The sequence below is a fragment of the Cohnella sp. genome (assembly GCF_041640265.1).
Classification (GTDB): Bacteria; Bacillota; Bacilli; order Paenibacillales; family Paenibacillaceae; genus Cohnella.
In genome coordinates, this window is record NZ_JBEQAP010000001.1 from 22,779 (window position 1) to 45,184 (window position 22,406).

The following is a 22,406-nucleotide window of genomic DNA, read 5'->3' on the forward strand; positions in this document are numbered from 1 at the left end:
TGTTGTGCCTATCCGCACTGCCCCCAATATGGCTCCGCGTTAATGCTTATTTTGCCGATTTCCAATAAGCTTCAATAGCCTTGGCAAGTGCTGTGCGATCTGATGCGCCGGCAAGATATTTCTGCATCGAAGCGCCCACTTTGCTCCAGTGATCTGCCGGCAGTGTCGTCATGCCCACTACCATCGCGCCTTTGGCCATGTAGCTCTTAATCGATTTGGCCAGCGGATCTTGCGGCTCAAGCGTAATGCTGTTGAAGGCAGGAATGATATTCGCTTTGTTGACCAGGAAATCTTGGCCGTTCTGCTCATAAACGAGCCACTCCAAGAACTTCTTGGCTGCCGCTTGTTGATCCGTCGTCGCATTCTCCTTGTCCAGGACAAGGCGCTTGGTGACCGCCGTTGCGATTTGCGTATTTCCATAGTCGTCCGCGTTGTCGCTGATCGGTACCGGCAGGAAGCCGTACTCTCCGGACGCATCGAAGCCTTTGATGTTCGGCCAAGCCCAGTTGCCCATGAACCAAAGTCCCACTTCGCCTTTAGCCAGCGCTTCCGGTCCGGTCTCATATACCGGAGTCAGCGGTTTATCCTTGGCATTGTTGTGTTCTTTCATCAGATCGAACGTGTCGATCAGTCCGTTGAACACTGTATTGCCTGCTAGATTCGCATTGCCTGCTTTCAGATCGGTGATGAATTTCTCCACTTGGGCATAATCTTTCGATTGATCCGCATACATGAAGTTCAGGAAGTGAGCAGCGAGCGACCAGTCCATTGGAGAAACGTGGATCGCTTTCTTGCCGCTGGCTTCGATCTGTGCGAACAGGTTTTTCAGATCCGATCTCGTCTTGATTGTCGCAGGATCGAAGCTGCCGCTTACCGCTGCATCCAGAACCTTCTTGTTGTAGATGTATGCGAAACCCTCTACCGCGAACGGGAAGTCCAGAACCTTGCCGTCCTCTTTGGTCAAGCTGTTCTCGATGGCATCCGGCACCCATTTTTCTCCGGACAGATCAAGGATACGGTCTTTGAATTTCGAGACGTCAGAGGGATCGAGCATCAGGATCGTTGCCGGATTGCCCGCTGCATAAAGCTGCGAAGCTCTTTCGAACGGCGAACTGCCTGCAGGTACCGCCAGAATTTCGACCGTGATAGCAGGATAATCTTGGTTAAACACTTTAACGGCTTCTTCAAGCTGCGTCTGGATCTCGCCCTTCGTATTCAGGAACGTGATTTTCGCTTCTTTCAATTCCGGCGGAGTCGATGACGATGACGTCGGTGTTTCAGACGCTGCGCTCTCTGCTGGTTTGGAAGCGGATGGCGATTCCGACGGCGAACTGTTGTTTTTACCACCGCTGCAAGCGGTTACAACGAAAACAAACATCAGCATAAAACTAAGCAAAGCTAATTTACTTTTCATTCTGTCAATCCCCCAATGAAAAATTTAAGTAATCGCTTTCATAAGTACTTCTTAAGTATACATGTCAAACGTTTGACATGTCAATCGTTTGACATAAAATTTTTGAGTTTTTTGTGCATCAAGCAAAAACGGCTTCGCTATCCTTTTATACTTTCTTATATGTTAAAGAAAGAACCCCACGAATCGTTACGGGGTTCCTGATTAAACTCGTTACGTTGTCTCTCGTTCCACCAACTCAACCGGTAATAGGTGTACTTTCCCAATGGGTTCTCCGTTCATCTGTTTGCTTATCAACTCCACGGCCAGACGGCCCATATCGCGAATCGGCTGTTTAATGGTCGTAATGCTCGGACTGACCCAGGAAGCTGCGTTCACATCATCATAACCGACGACCCGGATTTGACCCGGCACCTCTTTCCCTAGTTTTCGGCACCATTTGACGACGAAAGCGGCGATGATGTCACTGGTGGCGAACACTCCGTCAATATCTGAATGCTCTGTCAGCAACGTGGTAATAATCCGCTCATATTCCTCCTGATCGAAAACATTCATATCCGTTTGGATGGTCATGAATTCGATCCCGTTTTTGCGTACGATCCGCTCGAATGCAGTTGTTCGTCGATTAGCAAGCATGTTTAACTGCAGGTTGCCGCATATATGCGCGATTTTACGGCAGCCCTTGTCGATCAGGAGCTGGGCAGCCAGCTCGCCGCCGCGTTCATTGTCCGATGCGACAAAAGGAATGTCGTCGATCTGCCGGTCCAACGTCACAATTGGATAGTTCAGGTTTCGGTATTCTTCCACTTCCAGCGTATGGCTGCCCATAATGATGCCGTCCACTCGATTGCGTTTCATCATTTCAATATAATCCCGTTCCTTGGCTTGCTCCAGTTGCGAGTTGCATAGCAGCAGCTTGTACCCGCTTTGATAAGCATGAAACTCCACGGAATTGGCAAACTCCGCGAAGAAAGGATGCGAGAGGCTTGGGATGATAAGACCGATTATGTTGGATTGCTTGCGCAACAAAGAGCGAGCAATTTCATTAGGCTGATAGTTCAGCTCTTCCATTGTCCGGTATACTTTTTGTCTCGTTTTCTCGCTGATATATCCCCTATTGTTTAATACCCGGGACACTGTTGTGACGGACACTCCCGCCCGCTCCGCTACATCATTTATCGTGGCCATAAATTTCCTTCCATTACGTTCGAATTCACTTAAGTATACATAAAAAAGTATCATAACTCATTTTTGATAAATTAGCGCGGCAACATCCGTCTATTTTGTTTTCCCTCCGCACCCTTGTTGATTATTGTTTATCCAAACTATTAATGAAAAATAACATGCTTATCTAGCGCCATCGAATTCGGCACGACATGGTAGTAAGTAACTCCCGGTAAGAAGGGCAATTCTTGGCCGCCTTTCGTTATGCGGATCACGTCGCCTTCCTTGCGCTCCCATTTGCAGGAAATAGCTTTGCCGTTCTGGAATAACAATGCTTCGCCGCCGCTGGTTAAATCGACTTCCAGCCTGCCGACATCATCATAGGTTACATGCTTAGCAGACAATACGACGAGATTCGTTGCCATTAGCTGCTCATTATTATTCTTGTCAATGTGAGGTTGACCGTTGATGAATCGGGAATATACAGCTTTATCGCTATCGTATGAATATGACACTTTATAGCTCTGCAACGCAAATTTGATTTCGAGTTGCGTCGCTTCTGCCGCGTTCGCTAATTCCGCCGGAGCTTTATCGAAGCTTAAGATCGGTATGGCAGCTGTGGAAGTATACTTTCGTTTCTCCGTGCCAACCCGCAGCTTCTCTAACGTTGAATATACGTTATGCGGCGCCTTGCGAGCTTTATCTCGGTAGAAATAAGCACCTGCGTTATTGATTTCATCAAGAGTTTGTTTCTTCTGCCGCTGAAGAATCGCCAGCGCGTCGTTGCTTGCACCCGCATGTACACCTACGCCGCCATAGAACTCTCCGAGTTGGATGAAATAAGGCCGAATGCTTCTAATGGGTCCAATAGGATCCGTAAATTCCTTGCTTTGAAAAATGGCCACCAGCCGAGTAATTCCGCCTTCCGCTAGCAGCTCCCATACCGTATCGGCTTGGGTTAAGCCTGATTGCGGACGAGCAGGCGCTAAGTTATTGATCATGACGTAGAAAGGTCTGCTCGTGATTTCTTTGTCAGCCGGCAGTCCCGTTAACGGCGCAAGAAAAGCAGCGCTTGGCGTCGGGATCACTGTTTCAGCAGGAGACTCAGAAGCAATAGCAGTTGACGTACTAGTCTCCGTTGGTTGCAATACGGGCTCAGACTCACCACACGCAGTCAAACCCGCCAGTACAGCTGCCAGCGTCAGCTGCTGCGCTATTCGGAAAGTCTTCCCAAAGGAAGTCGCTTGTCCTTGATTCGATTGCGTCATGCTCATTCTCCCCTCGCTAATAGGTACCCTTCTATTAAACCATAACCCTTCACTTATAAAAAAGAGTTCAACACGATATACACAAAAAAACGGCTTACCGTTATGAGGATGTGACTCGTTATTGTCGCATTTTACGACAATGAGCAGGTGCTGCTTGGATATAAGCTCGTTATAGTCGCATTTTGCGACAATGAGCAGGTGCTGCTTGGATATAAGCTCGTTATAGTCGCATTTTGCGACAATGAGCAGGTGCTGCTTGGATATAGCTCGTTATAGTCGCATTTTGCAACAATGAGCAGGTGCTGCTTGGATATAGCTCGTTATAGTCGCATTTTGCAACAATGAGCAGGTGTTGCTTGGATGTAGCGCATTTTGGAAAAACCGCCAGAGACGAATGCCCCGGCGGTCGCAAACTGACATGTACTCAGATGTTCCAATGCTTGCCAATCCCGCTGCCTCTTCTCATGCTTCCAAGCCATTCCAGCGTTGACTGATAAAATTCCAAAAGAATACTTTCCCTTACATTGGAAAACAATAAATCGAACTTATAAGGAGGATTTCCATGTTACGGATAGACACAGGGAAACTCATTGTCGAACAAATCACGGAACGTTTGGGAAAATCGCCTGATTTCGTCTGTCAGCAGCTAGAACTAAATACGGAATTGGATGTTTATTGCATCTATCTTGCATCGATCGCAACCATTCATCAGGTGGAAGAAATGTTATTAAGGCCCATTGTCGAAGGCAATCAGTTGCCGGATGCACCCATAAATGATCCAATCGATTGGTTAAAACAAATAATCCCTATTGCGCAACAGAAGGAGTTATCTGGACCCGCAGAAGGTATTGACAAACTTCTTGAAGGCCATTGTCTTATCATTCCTGCCTCAGGAGATATTTATCTTAGTTATGATGTTTCCAGAGGGCAATACCGAAGCATAGCAGAACCTGAAACCGAGGCTTCCATTCGGGGTCCTAGAGATGGGTTCGTTGAGGATGCTGCTGTGAATGTCGCTCTGATCCGGAAACGATTAAAAAACGAACATTTGGTTTTTGAACAGATGGTTATCGGATCAGAAACAAGGACTAAAGTGTACCTGACTTATCTCAACAATGTTGCTTCAGGGCAAGTTGTCGATGAATTCCGCCGTCGTCTTCTATCCATCCAAACCGATAGCATTCTGGAGAGCGCTTATATTGAAGAGTGGATTCAAGATACATCCCTCTCGCCATTCCCACAATTAATAAGTACGGAACGTCCGGATTCAATTGTCGCCAAATTGCTCGAGGGACAAGTCGCGGTTATGACGGATGGCACCCCGATGGCCCTTGTCGGGCCTATTACTTTTTTTCAACTGTTTGCATCTCCGGAAGATTATTACCAGCGAGCAGATATTGCCACACTATCGCGTTGGCTGCGCATGTTCGCCTTTCTGTTATCCATATTCACACCATCTCTTTATATTGCGGTGGTAAGCTATCACCAGGAATTACTTCCTACAAACCTCTTAATCAGCCTGGCCGCACAACGTGAAGAAGTGCCGTTCCCTGCGTTTATTGAAGCGTTCATCATGACGGTAACCTTCGAGATCTTGCGTGAAGCAGGGCTTCGCATGCCGCGAATTGCAGGTCAATCGATATCTATCGTAGGCGCGCTTGTATTAGGTCAGGCAGCGGTCGAAGCCGGGCTCGTTTCGGCGGCGATGGTTATTGTTGTGTCCCTCACAGCCATTTCTAACTTCGTCTCCCCCAACTATAGTTTCGGAATTGCCCAAAGAATCATTCAGTTTTCTTTTATGCTCCTGAGCGGGTTAATGGGTTTGTTTGGTTTAATGTGCGGTGTGTTTTTTCTATTGGTACATCTAGTGTCCATACGCTCTTTTGGCGTTAAATATTTAACTCCTTTTGCACCTGTTGTTCTAGCCGACTGGAAGGACTCCTTGGTTCGAGTCCCCCGAAATATGATGAAACGGTTGCCGCGCGAATCCCATGCCAAGAGAGGGAGAAGGTGAAACAAATTGAAGAAGTGTTCTATTGTTTTCATATTGCTCCTGCTGTGTACCGGGTGCTGGGACTTGAAGGAAATCAATCAATTGGCGATCGTTAACGTTGTCGGAACCGACAAGGATCCCGATACCGGAACGTATACCGGCTATTATCAGGTGGTTAATCCTACAGGTATTTCAAATAGGCAAGGCGGCGGTTCGCAAGCATCGGTTTACACGTTTCACTTCAAGGAATATAGCTTTGGTCGATTCACCGCGAGGACAAGCACGGCGATGCCGAGGTTGCTTTTTACCGCTCATATGCAGTGCTACATTATTTCGGAGCGGTATGCTAGGGATGGAGTACTGGATCTGATTAATTTTCTGGAGCTGAATCCTGAGCGGCGGACGAATTTGTTGTTTCTGGTTTCCGATTCTCCGATTTCTACGGTGATGCACACTTTTACGCCTCTGGAAAGATCGCCAGGCCGGTTTGTTCGCTCTTTGCTGGACCTGCATGTACGCAGTGCACAGACACAAATTGCTCCTATTCGGCTTAAAGATCTAATTAAGGGACTTCCGCTTCATCAACCGACCGTCATTCCCATTGTGCACTATAACGGGCAGCAGCCCGCTTCCAATACTAATGAAGTGGAGGAGATTAATGCAATAGAAAACGGCTTGAGTTTTACGGATGGGGCCGTGTTTATCCATGGTCGTATGGCAGGGCGCATCGCAATGAAAATGAAACAGGTTAATGCCATCTTAAATAATAAGATAAACGCTTTTACGGAAACCATGAAGGTTAACGGATCCTATGTCGATGTTACAGCCCACAATCTTCGAGTCAAGCGGGAATGGGATCGGTCTGCATCCCGTCTTACTCTGAAGATTTATGCGAATCTGCGTATTACAAACAATCAACAGAAGAGCAGAACGACCGTGCATAATCTTCATGAAGTGGAGAAGGCATTCAATCGAAGGGTAACGCAAAGGGCAGAGTCCTTGATTCAGTTGGGCTTGAAGAAAGATTGGGATTTGTTAGGCATTCAGGATGAACGCCCAAATATTGATTCGTGGCGTCAAGTCAAAATCGCTTTTCAAGTGAGCTCTAAGGTGACAACAACCGGGAACACAAGTACGCCTTACAATTAGAAAATAAGGAGAATTCAAATGGAAAATGCCAAGTTAAGCGGTTGGCAGATGTTTACTTTAACCTTTATCTTTACCGTCGGGACTACGTTTATTTTGCTGCCTGGGAAACTAATAGCGGATGCGAAGCAATACAGCTGGCTCGTTATGGTTTGGGCATTCTTGTACGGCTCGATACTGGCGGCATTCTGGCTGTATTTGTCCAAGCATTATCCAGGACAGAGTCTCGTACAGATTGCGGTACTCGTGCTGGGGAAATGGGCCGGGGGATTAGTCGCTATTCTCTACATCCTCTATTTCATCCAAATCGCATCTTGGGTGACGCGTAACGTGAGCGATTTTATGCATATTAATCTGATGCCCCGCACACCCCTCTCTATCTTCAATATCATGGTGTTACTCGTGTGCGCCTATGCCGTGGTGAAAGGGATCGAATCGATCGCTATGGCTAGCGAGCTTTTGACACCGTATATTTTTGTAGCTTATTGGATTCCCATGACGGTCATGCTCACCGAGTGGGATTGGAGAAATTTCGACATTCCTTATCACTTCCAGTTATGGACGACAATCGCAAATACGAATTATACTCTCGCGTTTCCCTATATGGAGACGGTATCTTTCATGATGCTGTTTCCTTTTGTTCAACGCAGATTAGGGACTGCATTTATTTTAGGAATCATCACAACGGGGATCGCCCTTGCCATTAGTGTGTTTTTTACCATTGGCATTCTGGGCGTGAATCGCAGTTCGCATCTTATATACCCGTTATACATTATTTTTCGTGAAATGCAATTTACTGGATTTGTGGAGCATTTGGAAGCGATCATTTCTGTCAATGTACTTTTCATCGTATTTCTTAAATTAAGTATGTTGTTTTATTGCGCCGTACTGGCCATATGCCAACTGTTCGAATTGAAAAACCGAGCCGTTGTCGCCTATCCGCTAATATGGGTCATTTCCGCTTATTCGCTCCTTTTCGTAAACATCATTGAGAATGTCGAGTGGGTTGATAAGTATTTATTTATCTACTACACGCTGTATGCCATTGTTATTCCCGTTGTTCTCATTGCGGGCACCTGGCTGAAGCAGCAGCGAAAGAAGCAACTCTATCATGGAGAACCGGCGGCATGATCGGTCTGGTGATCTTGTACATACTGTTTCTGAGCGGAGGTTTGATTGTGTTGAAAGACAAGAAATTCAGCAGGAAAGAGACGGCTTTCTTTATTGGAGTGACGACTTTAGGCGCTATACTCTGGGGCAGCATTATCGTTCGTCATCCACTTGATTTGAATAAGGCCATCGCATTGATTATTAATCAATTTCTGTAAGTGAAGATTTTTGTACAAAAATAGCAGGAATAGGGGAGATTAAACTTACGGATCTCGCATTAGTTGTTAGACAGGAGGTGTCCAAAATGGAAGGCTTCGTTAAATGGGTTTCGGAGCACGTCTTAACCTCGTTATTAATCGCCGTTACTGCCTATGCGATTTGGTACATTGCCGCTCATTACAAATCGCTGTTCTACAAAGAATAAACCGCCGGGCTCCCTTGGTTTAGAGGGACTCTCGGCGGTTTATGACCAATGAGATCTAGAATTGGTTTCTATAGAAGCGCTTTGGCAGCAATATCCGTACGATTCTGCTTCCCTTGGTATGAGATGCGATTCGCTGTTTCATAAGCATTTGCGCGAGCTTCAGCAATGCCTGGGCCGCGACCCACAATTCCTAATACACGACCGCCATTCGTGACAATCTGTCCATCCTGGATAGCTGTCCCCGCATGGAACACCAAAGCGTCTTCGTCGCTAATCTGGTCCAGACCGGAAATCGGCAGTCCTTTCGGATACGTTGAGGGATAACCTTCCGAAGCAAGCACGACACAAACCGCTGCTTCGTTACTCCAGGAAATATCGATCTTATCCAGGCTGCCATTGATGGTCGCTTGGAAAATTTCAAGTAAATCGCTCTGTAAGCGAGGCAGCACCACTTGTGTTTCCGGATCTCCGAAGCGAGCGTTGAATTCAATCGTCTTCGGACCATCCTTAGTGATCATCAAACCTGCGAACAGAACACCTCGGAAGGGACGACCCTCAGACACCATCGCGCGCGCAGTCGGTTTAATGATATTCTCGATCGATTCATCGATAATCGCTTGCGGGATGTGAGGAAGCGGAGAATAGGTCCCCATCCCTCCCGTATTCGGTCCTTTATCCCCATCGAATACCGGCTTATGATCTTGCGCGGGAGACATCGGACGAACGGTTTCCCCATCAACGAATGCCAGGATGGACATCTCCTGTCCTTCCAGAAACTCCTCGATGACCACCTTGTCGCCTGCTGCGCCGAACGATTTGTCTACCATCGTTTCCTGCAGCGCTTTGTCTGCTTCCTCACGAGTGAAGCAGACGGCTACGCCTTTGCCCGCAGCCAGCCCGTCCGCTTTAATAACGATTGGCAGAGGCTGCTGCTTGAGGTATGCATTCGCTGCATTGTAATCGGTGAATGTCTCGTACTTAGCGGTCGGGATATTGTATTTGCGCAACAAATCCTTCATGAAGATTTTGCTGCCTTCGATCTCGGCTGCGTTCTTACGCGGTCCATAGACAGGTATCGCTGCGGCCTCGAATTCATCCACAATACCTGCGGCAAGCGGATCATCAGGACCTACAACAACGAGGTCGATGGCATTCTCCTGAGCGAATTTCACAAGACGCGGGAACTCTAATTCCCCAATATCTATGTTATCCGCAAGCGTTGCGGTTCCGGCGTTGCCCGGCGCGCAATAAATCTTCTTAATCTTCTTGTTACGCTTAAGCGACCAGATAATAGCGTGCTCGCGCCCTCCGCGTCCAACGACTAGAATATTCACGTAGACTTCCTCCTTCGATAGAAAAGGCGATCCGTGAAGGAACGCCCTGTTAATCAGATACTAATGCTTGAAATGACGAACGCCCGTAAATAACATGGCGATATTGTATTTGTTAGCCGCAGCGATGGATTCCTCGTCCTTAATCGATCCGCCTGGCTGAATGATTGCCGTAATTCCAGCTTGAGCTGCCAGCTCGACCGTATCTCCCATCGGGAAGAAAGCATCGGAGGCAAGCACCGCACCGCGTGCTTTGTCTCCTGCCTGCTCAATCGCAATACGCGCCGCACCTACACGGTTCATCTGACCAGCGCCTACGCCAACTGTCATGTTGTCGCTTGCGAGCAGAATCGCATTCGATTTGACGTGTTTGACGACTTTCCAGCTGAACAGCAGCTGCTTCATCTCTTCATCAGTTGGAGCACGATTTGTTGCCACTTTAATGTCCGCATCCGTTAAACTGTGAACATCGCTTTCTTGCACGAGCATCCCGCCCTCAACGCTCGTAATCAACCATTCGGAACGACGTTCCGCAGCCGAAGGAAGATTGCCTAGGCGCATAAGACGAATGTTCTTTTTACGCTGAAGAATTTCCAATGCCTCCGGCGTAAACTCCGGTGCAATAACAATTTCCAGGAAGAGATCATTCAGGCGTACAGCCGTTTCTGCTCCGATCGGACGGTTAGCTGCAATGATCCCGCCAAATATCGAGGTTGGGTCCGATTCATAAGCTTTCACATATGCCTCATCGATATTGCTGCCAATACCTACTCCGCAAGGGTTCATATGCTTAACTGCAACGACTGCGGGTTCATCGAACTCCTTCACAATGGCGAGTGCAGCGTTCGCATCATTAATGTTGTTGTAGGAAAGCTCCTTGCCGTGCAGCTGCTCAGCAGAGGTAATATTGCCCGAAGAGGATAGCGGCTTGCGATAGAAAGCAGCCTTCTGGTGAGGATTCTCCCCATAACGAAGCTCCTGCACCTTCTCGTAGGTAACCGTAAGGCTCTCAGGAAGCGGATTATCCAGCTGCTTGGCGAAGTAATCGGAAATCAGCGCATCGTAAGCCGAGGTATGCCGGAATACTTTGGCTGCGAGACGTTTACGGGTTTCAATCGTTGTATCGCCGCCGGCACGCACTTCCTCCAATACGTTAGAGTAGTCGCCAGCGTCAACGACAACGGTCACGAAGGCATGATTTTTGGCAGCGGAACGCAGCATGGTAGGACCGCCGATGTCGATGTTCTCGATGGCATCTTCATAGGATACGTCCGGCTTCGCAATGGTTTCTTTGAAGGGATATAGGTTAACCACCACAAGATCGATGTAGTCAAGTCCCAGCTCTTCCATTTGCTTAGTGTGCTCGGCGTTATCGCGTACCGCCAGTAAACCGCTATGTACGGCAGGGTGCAAGGTCTTAACGCGGCCATCCATAATTTCCGGAAAACCCGTCACCTCAGAAATACCGATTACCGGCACCTGCTCCTTCTCGAGTAACGTCTTCGTTCCGCCTGTCGAAATGATTTGAACGCCCTGCTGTGCCAGCTCTCGGCAGAAATCCACGATTCCTGTTTTATCCGAAACGCTAACTAAAGCTCTTCTGATAGCCACTAATAATCCTCCGTTCGATTGTCTACTTATTAGAGTGTCCGCGTTTGTGAACCTATTGCGTAATCGTCACCTTACGACCGTTCAGCGTTATGCGTCCTTCGGCCATCCAGCCGACTACCTTGGGAAGAAGCTCGTATTCCACTTGCTGAATCCGACTGCTCAGCGTCTCCAATGTATCGTCTTCCTGAATAGCTACAGCCTGCTGAGCAATAATCGGCCCTGTATCCGTACCCCCATCCACGAAGTGAACGGTTGCACCGGCTATTTTCGCCCCATACTCCAACGCTTGCAGAGCTCCATTCATTCCAGGAAAAGCCGGGAGCAGTGCCGGGTGAACATTGATCATTCGACCATAATACGGCTCTACGAGCACATGAGTCACCAAGCGCATGTAACCAGCCATTACAACTAGATCAATGCCTTTGGCTTGAAGCTTAGCTACGATTTCTTCTTCGTAAGCTTCTCTGGAAGCATACTGCTTGGGTGAAAAAGCATAGGTTTCGACTTCAAAGCTGCGCGCGCGCTCAAGCACGTACGCCGATGGCTTATCGCACACGACCAGCTCGAGGGAAGCATGAATCTTACCCGCCTTAACAGCTTCGGCTAGAGCTTGGAAGTTACTCCCGTTACCCGAAGCGAATACAGCGATCTTAAGGGGAGACGAAGGTTTTGCCAGAGCTTGGCCTCCTTCATTGCTTCCGATCATGGCAGCTCCACACCTTCGAAGGTAACGATCTTGTTGCCCGCTGTAACGGTTCCGATGCGGAATGCTTGCTCGCCTTGCTCTTTAGCAAGCTCTAATGCTTGCTCTGCTTGCTCCGCAGCAACAACCAGCACCATGCCGACGCCCATATTAAAGGTCGTGTACATATCCCGATCGGTAATGTCGCCAGCTTGCTGCATTAATCCGAAAATCGGAAGAACGGGCCATGAGCCCCGATTAATATCTACATTTACGCCTTCTGGCAGTACACGCGGGATGTTCTCGATGAAGCCGCCGCCCGTAATATGCGCCATTCCTTTGATCTTTACGCTATCGAGCAGCTTGAGGATTTGCTTGACGTAAATTCGGGTAGGTTCGATAAGAACGTCGCCCAATGTTTTTCCTTCCAGCTCCGAAGGTTTGTCTGTTAATGAGTAACCCTTCTTCTCGAGCAGAAGCTTGCGAACGAGCGAGAAGCCATTGGAATGAATTCCGCTTGAAGCTAACCCGATTACCGCATCTCCAGCTTGAATCGTGGAGCCGTCAATCGCTTTCTTGCGATCCACGATACCAACAGTAAATCCAGCGATATCATACTCGCCATCGTGGTACATGCCAGGCATCTCCGCCGTTTCGCCGCCGATTAGCGCACACCCCGCTTGCTGGCAGCCGTCGGCAATACCTTTGACGATCGCTTCGATTTTCTCGGGAATGATTTTGTCGCATGCCAGATAGTCAAGGAAAAAGAGAGGCTCCGCGCCAGTAACGATAACATCGTTGACACACATGGCTACTGCGTCGATGCCGATTGTATCGTGCTTGTCCATCGCGAACGCCAGCTTCAGCTTCGTACCGACTCCATCGGTGCCGCTCACGAGAACCGGCTCCTCATACTTATCCTTATTCAGACTGAATAACCCGCCGAATCCGCCGAGCCCAGTCAGTACTTCCGGACGAAATGTCTTCTTCACGTGTTTCTTCATCCGTTCGACCGCTTCATTACCTGCCGCGATGTCGACTCCGGCTTCTTTGTACGCTTCGGACACTGATTTCACTCCCAGGTTTTGTCCGCCATATTCGCAGCTACGTGACGAACCATCGGCTTCCACCCGTTGTTGTATTCGTGGGATCTGATTAGATTACATGGTAATCTCACGAATACAAAGACGGGACGTAAACTTTCCAGCCGATGGTTGTCCCTCCGCCACTCAGGCGAACACGTTTTTTTAGATAATGAGCAGATACCTGCATTTACTACAGGTATTTTCATTAAAATCGTACCTATTTTAGATCAACCTGCATTTCGTACATGAATTTTGATCCAAATCCGCTCGAAGCGGCTCAAAACACCAAAACACATGTAGTTTTTGCAGGTAAATTAATCGAAGCTAAGCATTATTGCTCTATTACCTGTAGTTTTTACAGTTTGCATCAGACGCATAGCAAGGTTAGTTGAGGAATCAAGACAATCAGCCAGTTGAGCTCTTTCTGCCAGTTGAGCTCTTTCAGCTAGTTGAGTTCTTTCAGCCAGTTGAGCTCTTTCTGCCAGTTGAGCTCTTTCAGCTAGTTGAGTTCTTTCAGCTAGTTGAGCTCTTTCAGCTAATTGAGCTCTTTCAGCTAATTCAGCTAGTTGAGCTCTTTCAGCTAATTCAGCCCTCAATTAATCGCAGCCGCAGGATGTCGTCTTCGCGTCTTCGAATTCGACGGGTGTGGGGTAGTCTTTGTTGAAGCAAGCTAGACAGAGGCCGCGGTTAAATTCATCGTCGTGGCCGCCTACAGAGTCGATTAAGCCATGCTCGCTAAGGAAATACAGCGAATCCGCGTTAATCGCCTGGCGAATCTCCTCCACCGTTTTGCTGGATGCAATCAAATCCGCAGGATTAGGTGTATCGATGCCATAATAACAAGGGTTCATGAAAGGCGGCGAGGTTATGCGCACATGCACCTCGAGGGCGCCTGCTTCGCGCAGCATGTTGACGATACGCAGGGAAGTTGTTCCCCGAACAATCGAATCGTCAATCATAACCACCCGTTTACCCGCTACCACTTTGCGAACCGCAGAAAGCTTCATTTTTACGCCTTTTTCACGCAGCTCTTGAGAAGGCTGAATGAAGGTGCGTCCAGTGTATTTGTTTTTGATCAATCCAAGCTCGTAAGGGATTCCTGTCTGTTCCGCATAGCCGATCGCCGCCGAGATACTCGAATCGGGAACACCGGTTACGATGTCTGCATCGACGAAGGCTTCCTGAGCCAGCTGCTGCCCCATCCGCTTGCGGGAGGAGTGCAGGTTCACACCATAAATATCACTATCGGGTCTTGCGAAATAAATGTACTCCATCGCGCAAACCGCACGTCTTTCCATAAGAGCAAAGCGATCTTCACGCAAGCCGTTCTCATCCAGCACCAGCAATTCTCCAGGCTGAACATCACGTTCGTATACAGCCCCGATAGTCTCCAAGGCACAGGATTCAGAGGCGAAAATATAAGAATCCCCTAAGCGCCCCATGACAAGAGGACGAAGCCCATGCTTATCACACGCGGCGATTAAACGGCCTTTGGTCTGTATAAGAAACGCGAATCCGCCGATCAAACGCGCAAAAGCATCTTTAACCGCTTCGACTAGATCCTTCGGAGAACGCGCAATTAAATGCGCGATAACCTCAGTATCGCTCGTGGTTTGAAAAATCGAGCCCGCATCCTCCAGCTCCTTGCGGATCCCCGGCTCATTCACCAGATTTCCGTTCGTACATACAGCCAAATCCCCGCCGCGGTATTTGAAAACAAGCGGCTGCGCGTTAGCTAAACGGCTTGCTCCAGCAGTGGAATAGCGAACATGTCCAATCGCTTGATTACCCGTTAAAGTCTCAAGGCGGTCACGGTCGAACACCTCTTTAACAAGTCCCATACCGCGATGATAATGGAAGGTTCCCTCGTCAGAGGTGCAAATTCCGCAGCTTTCTTCGCCGCGATGCTGCAGGGCATGTAAGCCATAATAGGATAGATTGGCGGCATCGGGATGACCGAACACCCCGAATACTCCGCATTCCTCTTTCAGCTTGTCGAATATAGAGTCCTTACCAGAGGCGCCCTCGTTGTAATAGTCGCCGGTCCAGAGCTGTGTCACTGCTGTCCCTCCGTTCGAAACGCTTGATGTCATTTGGAGTTACCGTTCATCTGGCTAGGAATGGCATCCTTCCATTCCTCGCGCAGCTCTGCAACTGATGCGTCGATAGCTGTGGTTCCGCCAACCGATATCTTAAGGCGATCGCCTGTAACTGTTCCTAAACGCTGAACGATAATACCTTCAGCTGTAAGTGCCGAGGCCAGCTGACCAGCTGCTTCCGGCTTAGCCGACAGAAGAATCCGCGATTGCGATTCGCTGAACAGCGCCAAATCCGGACGAAGCGTCGTTTCGAACGTCACGTTCGCGCCTAGACCGCGACCGAAGCATGCTTCGGCCAAAGCAGCAGCCAGACCGCCCTCGGACAAGTCATGCGCGGAAGCGACGAGTCCTTGCTGAATCACGCCGAGTACTGCAACGTGAAGCTTACGTTCTGTCTCCAAGTCCAGCTCAGGAGGACGACCTTCTGTCACTCCATGAACCGCATATTGGAATTCGCTGCCGCCAATTTCCGCTTTCGTCTCGCCGAGCAAGAAGATAACATCGCCTTCAGCTTTGAACTCTTGTGTTGTGATGTGATCAATATCATGCACTAGGCCAACCATTCCTACGACTGGCGTCGGGTAGATCGCACCCTTCGTATTCTCGTTATAAAGCGATACGTTACCGCCGATAACCGGCGTCTCGAACACGCGGCAAGCTTCTGCCATACCATCTACCGACTTCTCCATTTGCCAGAACACTTCCGGTTTCTCGGGACTACCGAAGTTCAGGTTGTCCGTAATCGCAAGCGGCTCCGCACCGGAGCATACAATGTTGCGACCCGCTTCGGCGACTGCAATCTTGCCGCCGACTTCTGGATCCAAATACACATAACGGCCGTTGCAGTCCGTTGTCATTGCAAGACCTTTGCGTGTGCCGCGAATCGTCACGACTGCCGCATCCGAGCCCGGACGAACGGCTGTCTCCGTGCGAACCATATAGTCGTACTGGCTGTAAACCCACTCTTTGCTCGCAAGCGACGGAGAAGAAAGTACTTTTTTGAGCGCACCGTTCAGGTCAACCACTTGCTCGTAGCCGTTCGTATCGATGGAACCATTTTTCACATAATATTCAGGAACTTGGGACGGCTTGTTATAGATCGGGCAATCGTCGACAAGCGCATGCACTGGCATGTCCGCGACCAGTTCTCCTTGATGGAAGAGCTTCAGTCTGCCGTCGTCTGATACTTTACCAACCTTTGCGCAGTGCAGTCCCCAACGCTCGAAAATCTCTTGAGCTTGCGCCTCATGCTGCGGCTCGCAGACGAACAGCATCCGCTCCTGCGACTCCGAAAGCATCATCTCGTATGCCGTCATTCCGTCTTCGCGCTGCGGAACCTTATCCAGATACAGCTCCATGCCGTTGCCGGCTTTACTCGCCATCTCTGCACTAGAGCAAGTAAGACCTGCCGCGCCCATATCCTGAATGCCAAGCACGATGCCGGAATCGATCAATTCTAATGTTGCTTCCATAACGAGCTTCTCCATGAACGGATCGCCGACTTGAACAGCCGAACGCTTCGCTTCGGATTCCGCCGTTAAATCCTCGGACGCAAACGTCGCGCCATGGATCCCGTCCCGGCCGGTTGCCGGACCAACGTAGAACACTGGATTGCCGATTCCCTTAGCAACGCCGCGCTGGATCTTGTCATGATCGATCAAACCAACGCACATCGCGTTGACTAGCGGATTGCCTTCATATGCTTCGTCGAACATGACTTCCCCCGCAACCGTCGGAATCCCGATACAGTTGCCGTAGCCAGCGATTCCGCCGACGACATGCTCGAACAAATAACGTACGCGCTCATTCTCTAGACGTCCGAACCGTAATGAGTTTAGCAATGCTACCGGACGAGCCCCCATGGAGAAAATATCGCGGATAATTCCGCCCACACCCGTTGCAGCGCCCTGGTAAGGCTCAATCGCAGACGGATGATTATGAGATTCGATCTTGAAAACAACCGCTTGGTTGTCGCCGATATCGACGATTCCCGCGCCTTCGCCCGGTCCCATCAGAACGCGAGGTCCTGTAACGGGGAAACGCTTCAGCAGCGGTTTGGAGTTCTTATATGCACAATGCTCGGACCACATAACGCTGAACACGCCGATTTCGGTGTAGTTCGGCTGACGTCCCATGAAGCTGCAAATCAGATCATATTCCTTATCGGAAACACCGAATTGCTTATATATTTTCTGCTCGGCAATTTGCTCTACAGTAGGTTCTTTAGCGGACACTTGCTGCGCCATTACGTTCCCTCCAAGCATTAAGTACTGATGTGAACATGCGCACGCCATCGGTTGAACCGAGTAGCTCTGCTACGGCACGCTCCGGATGCGGCATCATTCCGACGACGTTACCGGCTTCATTGCAAATACCTGCAATGTTATCAACGGATCCATTCGGATTGTCTACGGAGTATCGGAACACGATCTGATTGTTCGCTCTCAAGCTTGCCAGAGTCTCATCATCAACAAAGTAGCTGCCTTCGCCATGAGCGATGGGGATATCGATAATGTCACCTTGTGAATAAGCATTTGTGAAAGCTGTCGAATTATTCTCCACAATTAAGTCTGCCGGATGGCAACGGAACTTCAGCGAGTTATTGCGGATAAGTGCGCCTGGCAGGAGATTAGCTTCCGTAAGGATTTGAAACCCGTTACAGATTCCGAGCACGAACTTGCCTGCTTCGGCGGCTTTGCGCACTTCGGCCATGACAGGTGCGAACTGGGCGATCGCGCCGCACCGCAAGTAGTCTCCATAGGAAAAACCGCCTGGGATTAAAATCGCATCATACTTGGATAAATCAGTGGCTGTGTGGAATACATAGTCAACGGGCTGTCCTATCGTATCTTCTACCGCTTTGAAGCAGTCGATATCGCAGTTGGACCCCGGAAATACGATAACCGCAAAATTCATGAGCGCCTCAGCCCTCCAATTCGAAACGATAGTCTTCTACAACCGTATTCGCCAGCAGTTTCTCACACATGACTTTGAGCTTTTCTTCCGCTTGCGCGCGGTCATCCGTATCCAGATTAACCTCTAAATACTTGCCGATTCTCACCTTGCTGACCTCATCGAAGCCAAGCGCATGAAGGGCGCCTTGCACCGCGTTTCCTTGCGGGTCGAGCACGTTCTGCTTAATCGTCACGTAGATCTTTGCTTTCATGAGAGTTCCTCCTGATATGGGGGTATAGGGTGGTATTGCTGCTAGTTAGTTAAACGCCGGTAAATTTCTTCATATCTCGAAGTGGTGGCTGCTACGACTTCTTGCGGCAACGACGGCGGCGGACTGTTCTTATCCCAATCCGAGCCTGCCAAATACGCACGAACCGGTTCTTTGTCCATACTATCGATTTCTACATCCAACTTGTAGTTCTCCTTCGCCCAGAAGCGAGAGGAATCAGGTGTGAATAATTCATCAATAAGAATGATTTCACCATCGATTACGCCGAATTCGAATTTGCAATCCGCAAGGATGATATCCCGCTTCGCACAATAATCGCGTCCGAACTCATAAAGCTTTAAGCTGCGATCACGCAACTCCTCTGCCAGCGCAAGTCCCACTCTCGCGGCCATCTCCTCGAAGGGAATATCCTCGTCGTGACCGACGTCATTTTTTCCCGCAGGGGTGAAGATCGGTTGCTCAAGCATGGAGTTCTTGCGCAAACCCTCTGGAAGCGTAATGCCGTTAACTTGTCCATTCCCCTGATATTGTCTCCAACCGCCGCCGGTAATGTACCCGCGCACGACGCATTCAATGTCGATCCGCTTCGCTTTGCGACTAACCATAATGCGGCCAGCCAGCTTGTCCGGATCCGACACCAAATCCCCTAAACGCTCCACTTCGGTATGAATGACATGATTAGGCTGGATTGCCGCAGTTTGCTCGAACCAATATGAGCTTAAGCCGTTAAGCACGCTGCCTTTACCCGGCACCGGAGGATCCAGGACATAGTCGAAAGCCGATATCCGATCCGTAACCACAATCAGAAGATGCTCACCCAGGTCATAAAGCTCTCTGACCTTTCCCTTGTGAATAAGAGGGGCTTTAACGAGCCCTTCGGCCGTAGATAAAGCTTCGATGGTCATATTGCCTCCTTGTTATGCTTGGTAATTACATGTTATCAAGTTATTTCAAGCCCAATCGATCAAAAATAGTACCCACATGCTTCAGATGCCATGTCGGATCGAAGCAATCGGCGATTTCCTCGGCAGACAGAACGTTAGTGAAGTCCGGCGTCGTCTGAACGATATCACGGAAGTCGCGCTGCTCCTCCCAAGCTTGCATCGCACGCGGTTGAACTGTATCGTAAGCTTGCTCACGGCTGAAGCCCTTGTCGATCAGCTTCGTCATTACGCGGCCGGAGAAAGGCACATTATAAGTACGGGACATGTTGCGTTTCATGTTCTCCGGGAACACCGTGAGGTCTTTCACAATGTTACCAAAGCGGTTGAGCATATAGTTAAGGAGCATAGTCGCATCCGGCAAAATAATTCTTTCGGCAGAGGAATGCGAGATGTCGCGTTCGTGCCATAAAGGTACATTCTCATACGCGGTAAGCATATGTCCGCGAATAACGCGGGAAAGGCCGCTCATATTCTCGCAGCCGATAGGATTCCGCTTATGCGGCATCGCCGACGAGCCCTTCTGTCCCTTGCCGAACGGCTCTTCCACTTCGCGGAATTCGCTCTTCTGTAAGCCGCGGATTTCCGTAGCAAACTTATCGATAGAGGAAGCGATCAACGCCAGCGTTGCCATATATTCCGCATGACGATCACGTTGCAGCGTTTGTGTCGAGATTGGTGCAGCCGTAATGCCTAGCTTGCGGCATACGAATTGTTCTACGGCCGGATCAATGTTCGCATACGTGCCGACGGCTCCGGACATTTTCCCGAATTGAACGCCGTCCGCCGCCCGCAAGAAACGCTCCAGATTACGCTTCATCTCTTCATGCCATAAGGCTAGCTTCAGACCGAACGTTGTCGGCTCCGCATGTACGCCATGCGTACGACCCATCATCGGAGTATCTTTATACTTAATCGCTTGATCACGCAGGATCGCAATGAATTTCTCAATATCCTTCTTCAGAATTTCATTTGCCTGCAGAAGCAGGTATCCCATCGCAGTATCAACGACATCCGTTGATGTCAGGCCATAGTGTACCCATTTACGTTCTGCTCCCAAGCTCTCGGATACAGCGCGAGTGAAGGCAATTACATCATGGCGCGTTTCCAGCTCGATCTCATTAATCCGGTCAATGTCGAACTTAGCATTCTTCCGCAGCTCTACTGTATCCTCATGCGGAATGTGCCCAAGCTCTGCCCAAGCCTCGCAAGCGCACAATTCCACCTCCAGCCAAGCCTTGAATTTATTTTCTTCCGTCCAGATCGCCCTCATCTCGGGGCGGCTATAGCGCTCTAACATAGTAAGTTAAACCCTCCAAATATTCGTTTCGTCCACCCATTTAAGCGCCGCTTCCACGCTTGGGGCAAGAACGTTGATATGACCCATTTTACGTTTATGCTTAGCTTCGGCCTTACCATAGAGGTGAACCTTAGGTTCAACACCTAACCTCTCCGCTGCGGTATCCTTCCGCGCCATCCACTCCAGCACCGGCTGCATGTGTTCACCAAGCACATTCACCATAACGACAGGCGTCAGAAGCGCCGGATCGCCGAGAGGCAGATCGCAGACCGCCCGAATATGCTGCTCGAACTGCGACGTCTTACTAGCCTCCATCGTGTAATGTCCCGAATTATGAGGTCTAGGCGCTAGCTCGTTAACGTACAAATCACCGTCAGGCGTAACAAACAGCTCAACCGCAATCAAGCCTACCACTCCAAGCGTCTCGGCAATAGATACAGCCAGCTTCACAGCCTCACCCCGAACCGATTCAGCTATGCGAGCGGGAACGATAGATAAGTGCAAAATATTATTAACGTGAATATTTTCAGCTGGAGCAAAAGTTCTTACTTCGCCCGATGGGCTTCGTGCGGCAATGACGGATATTTCCTTGTCGAAAGCAATAAACTTCTCGAGAACAAGCTCCGTACCGGTCTGGCTTGCTTCGGTCCATGCCGCTTCCAGCTCCCGCTCTGTCCGAAGCACCCATTGACCCTTACCATCATAGCCACCCGTTGCGGTTTTTAGCACAGCCGGTAAGCCAAGATTGGTCGCTGAAGCACGCAGACTCTCTAAACTTACAATTTCCGCATACGGTGCAACTTTAACTCCCGCCGCTTCCACGGCCTTTTTCTCCCGGAGACGATGCTGCGTTGTATAAAGCAGCGCGCTGCCCTGCGGAACATAAGACTCCGACTCTAGCATGGCCGCAACGCCTGCATCAACATTCTCGAATTCGTACGTAATGACATCCGAACGTTCGGCCAGCTCCCTAGCCGCTTCTTTATCATCGTAATTAGCGACGATTTGAGATGCCGTCTGTCCGCATGGAGAGTCTGGCGTCGGATCAAGCGTCACGAAGCGATACCCTAGGCGATTGCCCGCATGCGCTAACATCCGGCCTAGCTGCCCGCCGCCAAGCACCCCGATTGTCGATCCCGGCGGGATTAATTTATTCTCACCGCTCATGGCAGCTCTCCGTTATCCAGAACTTCTCGTGTAATCCGTTCACGACGGGCTTCTACACGCGCTTGCACCGTAGGATCGAATGCGCCTATGATTTGCGCGGCTAACAGTCCTGCATTCGTAGCGCCCGCAGCGCCGATGGCGACTGTAGCAACGGGAATTCCGCCCGGCATCTGCACGATTGAAAGCAATGAATCAAGCCCGTTTAGAGCCTTAGATTGAACGGGCACTCCAATAACGGGCAATACGGTTTTGGCTGCGACCATTCCCGGAAGATGGGCGGCACCTCCTGCGCCTGCTATGATTACCTTCAAGCCGCGAGAAACGGCGGTCTGTGCGTACTCAAACATCAAATCCGGCGTCCGATGCGCGGAGACGACTTTCTTCTCATACGGCACGTTTAGCTCATCGAGCACCTCGCACGTTTTTTTCATCGTTTCCCAATCCGAAGTGCTTCCCATAATAACGCCGACAAGTGAAGACATGGTTCCAC

General features: G+C 49.6%; 21 protein-coding genes. 5 read left to right on the forward strand and 16 right to left on the reverse strand.

From position 1 onward, the window contains the following. Window positions 1-46 precede the first annotated feature (46 nt). The 3 genes from ACESLK_RS00120 to ACESLK_RS00130 form a co-directional block, all read right to left on the reverse strand. A complete protein-coding gene (locus tag ACESLK_RS00120) occupies window positions 47-1,414 on the reverse strand; it encodes an ABC transporter substrate-binding protein (protein ID WP_372660329.1) in 1,368 nt (455 codons plus the stop codon). A gap of 210 nt (window positions 1,415-1,624) precedes the next feature. Beyond that, a complete protein-coding gene (locus ACESLK_RS00125) occupies window positions 1,625-2,599 on the reverse strand; it encodes a LacI family DNA-binding transcriptional regulator (RefSeq protein ID WP_372660332.1) in 975 nt (324 codons plus the stop codon). 140 nt (window positions 2,600-2,739) lie between these two features. After that, window positions 2,740-3,843, reverse strand: a complete 1,104-nt coding sequence (locus tag ACESLK_RS00130) for a DUF3048 domain-containing protein (protein WP_372660334.1) — start codon at window positions 3,841-3,843, stop codon at window positions 2,740-2,742. A 147-nt stretch (window positions 3,844-3,990) separates the two neighbouring features. Between ACESLK_RS00130 and ACESLK_RS00135 the strand changes: the two genes are divergently transcribed. From ACESLK_RS00135 to ACESLK_RS00155, 5 genes are all read left to right on the forward strand, one after another. Further along, window positions 3,991-4,119 (forward strand): hypothetical protein, encoded by a 129-nt coding sequence (locus tag ACESLK_RS00135; protein WP_372660337.1) that lies wholly within the window; start codon window positions 3,991-3,993, stop codon window positions 4,117-4,119. A gap of 286 nt (window positions 4,120-4,405) precedes the next feature. Further along, a complete protein-coding gene (locus ACESLK_RS00140) occupies window positions 4,406-5,857 on the forward strand; it encodes a spore germination protein (protein WP_372660340.1) in 1,452 nt (483 codons plus the stop codon). A 6-nt stretch (window positions 5,858-5,863) separates the two neighbouring features. Next, the gene (locus tag ACESLK_RS00145) at window positions 5,864-6,985 is read left to right on the forward strand and encodes a Ger(x)C family spore germination protein (RefSeq protein ID WP_372660343.1); all 1,122 of its coding nucleotides are present in this window, start codon (window positions 5,864-5,866) and stop codon (window positions 6,983-6,985) included. An 18-nt stretch (window positions 6,986-7,003) separates the two neighbouring features. Continuing rightward, the gene (locus ACESLK_RS00150; RefSeq protein ID WP_372660346.1) at window positions 7,004-8,113 is read left to right on the forward strand and encodes a GerAB/ArcD/ProY family transporter; all 1,110 of its coding nucleotides are present in this window, start codon (window positions 7,004-7,006) and stop codon (window positions 8,111-8,113) included. Then, window positions 8,110-8,310, forward strand: a complete 201-nt coding sequence (locus ACESLK_RS00155) for a hypothetical protein (RefSeq protein ID WP_372660348.1) — start codon at window positions 8,110-8,112, stop codon at window positions 8,308-8,310. The genes ACESLK_RS00150 and ACESLK_RS00155 overlap by 4 nt, the downstream gene beginning before the upstream one ends. Before the next feature lie 274 nt (window positions 8,311-8,584). On the opposite strand, the gene purD is transcribed toward ACESLK_RS00155, so the two are convergent. From purD to purE, 13 genes are all read right to left on the reverse strand, one after another. After that, a complete protein-coding gene (gene purD / locus ACESLK_RS00160) occupies window positions 8,585-9,850 on the reverse strand; it encodes a phosphoribosylamine--glycine ligase (RefSeq protein WP_372660351.1) in 1,266 nt (421 codons plus the stop codon). A gap of 60 nt (window positions 9,851-9,910) precedes the next feature. Continuing rightward, a complete protein-coding gene (purH, locus tag ACESLK_RS00165; protein WP_372660354.1) occupies window positions 9,911-11,458 on the reverse strand; it encodes a bifunctional phosphoribosylaminoimidazolecarboxamide formyltransferase/IMP cyclohydrolase in 1,548 nt (515 codons plus the stop codon). A 52-nt stretch (window positions 11,459-11,510) separates the two neighbouring features. Next, window positions 11,511-12,164, reverse strand: coding sequence for a phosphoribosylglycinamide formyltransferase (purN, locus tag ACESLK_RS00170; RefSeq protein WP_372660357.1), 654 nt, complete (start codon window positions 12,162-12,164; stop codon window positions 11,511-11,513). Further along, window positions 12,161-13,207, reverse strand: coding sequence for a phosphoribosylformylglycinamidine cyclo-ligase (gene purM / locus ACESLK_RS00175; protein ID WP_372660360.1), 1,047 nt, complete (start codon window positions 13,205-13,207; stop codon window positions 12,161-12,163). Before purM ends, purN begins: the two co-directional genes overlap by 4 nt. 332 nt (window positions 13,208-13,539) lie before the next feature. Then, complete coding sequence (locus tag ACESLK_RS00180; protein WP_372660363.1) at window positions 13,540-13,821, reverse strand: hypothetical protein; 282 nt, start codon at window positions 13,819-13,821, stop codon at window positions 13,540-13,542. Next, window positions 13,822-15,318, reverse strand: coding sequence for an amidophosphoribosyltransferase (purF, locus tag ACESLK_RS00185; protein ID WP_372660366.1), 1,497 nt, complete (start codon window positions 15,316-15,318; stop codon window positions 13,822-13,824). It lies immediately after the preceding gene. Beyond that, window positions 15,315-17,570: a phosphoribosylformylglycinamidine synthase subunit PurL gene (purL, locus tag ACESLK_RS00190; RefSeq protein WP_372660368.1), complete on the reverse strand. Its 2,256-nt coding sequence runs from the start codon at window positions 17,568-17,570 to the stop codon at window positions 15,315-15,317. The genes purF and purL overlap by 4 nt, the downstream gene beginning before the upstream one ends. Next, window positions 17,548-18,240 carry a phosphoribosylformylglycinamidine synthase subunit PurQ gene (gene purQ / locus ACESLK_RS00195; protein ID WP_372660372.1) on the reverse strand — a complete coding sequence of 231 codons (693 nt, stop codon included), beginning with the start codon at window positions 18,238-18,240 and terminating at the stop codon, window positions 17,548-17,550. The genes purL and purQ overlap by 23 nt, the downstream gene beginning before the upstream one ends. A 7-nt stretch (window positions 18,241-18,247) precedes the next feature. After that, the gene (purS, locus tag ACESLK_RS00200) at window positions 18,248-18,490 is read right to left on the reverse strand and encodes a phosphoribosylformylglycinamidine synthase subunit PurS (RefSeq protein ID WP_372660375.1); all 243 of its coding nucleotides are present in this window, start codon (window positions 18,488-18,490) and stop codon (window positions 18,248-18,250) included. Window positions 18,491-18,531: 41 nt separating this feature from the next. Further along, window positions 18,532-19,413: a phosphoribosylaminoimidazolesuccinocarboxamide synthase gene (locus ACESLK_RS00205; protein ID WP_372660378.1), complete on the reverse strand. Its 882-nt coding sequence runs from the start codon at window positions 19,411-19,413 to the stop codon at window positions 18,532-18,534. 40 nt (window positions 19,414-19,453) lie between these two features. Next, a complete protein-coding gene (purB, locus tag ACESLK_RS00210; protein WP_372660381.1) occupies window positions 19,454-20,749 on the reverse strand; it encodes an adenylosuccinate lyase in 1,296 nt (431 codons plus the stop codon). A 6-nt stretch (window positions 20,750-20,755) separates the two neighbouring features. After that, window positions 20,756-21,916, reverse strand: a complete 1,161-nt coding sequence (gene purK / locus ACESLK_RS00215) for a 5-(carboxyamino)imidazole ribonucleotide synthase (RefSeq protein ID WP_372660384.1) — start codon at window positions 21,914-21,916, stop codon at window positions 20,756-20,758. Further along, window positions 21,913-22,398: a 5-(carboxyamino)imidazole ribonucleotide mutase gene (gene purE, locus ACESLK_RS00220; protein ID WP_372660386.1), complete on the reverse strand. Its 486-nt coding sequence runs from the start codon at window positions 22,396-22,398 to the stop codon at window positions 21,913-21,915. Before purE ends, purK begins: the two co-directional genes overlap by 4 nt. Between the last annotated feature and the right edge of the window lie 8 nt (window positions 22,399-22,406).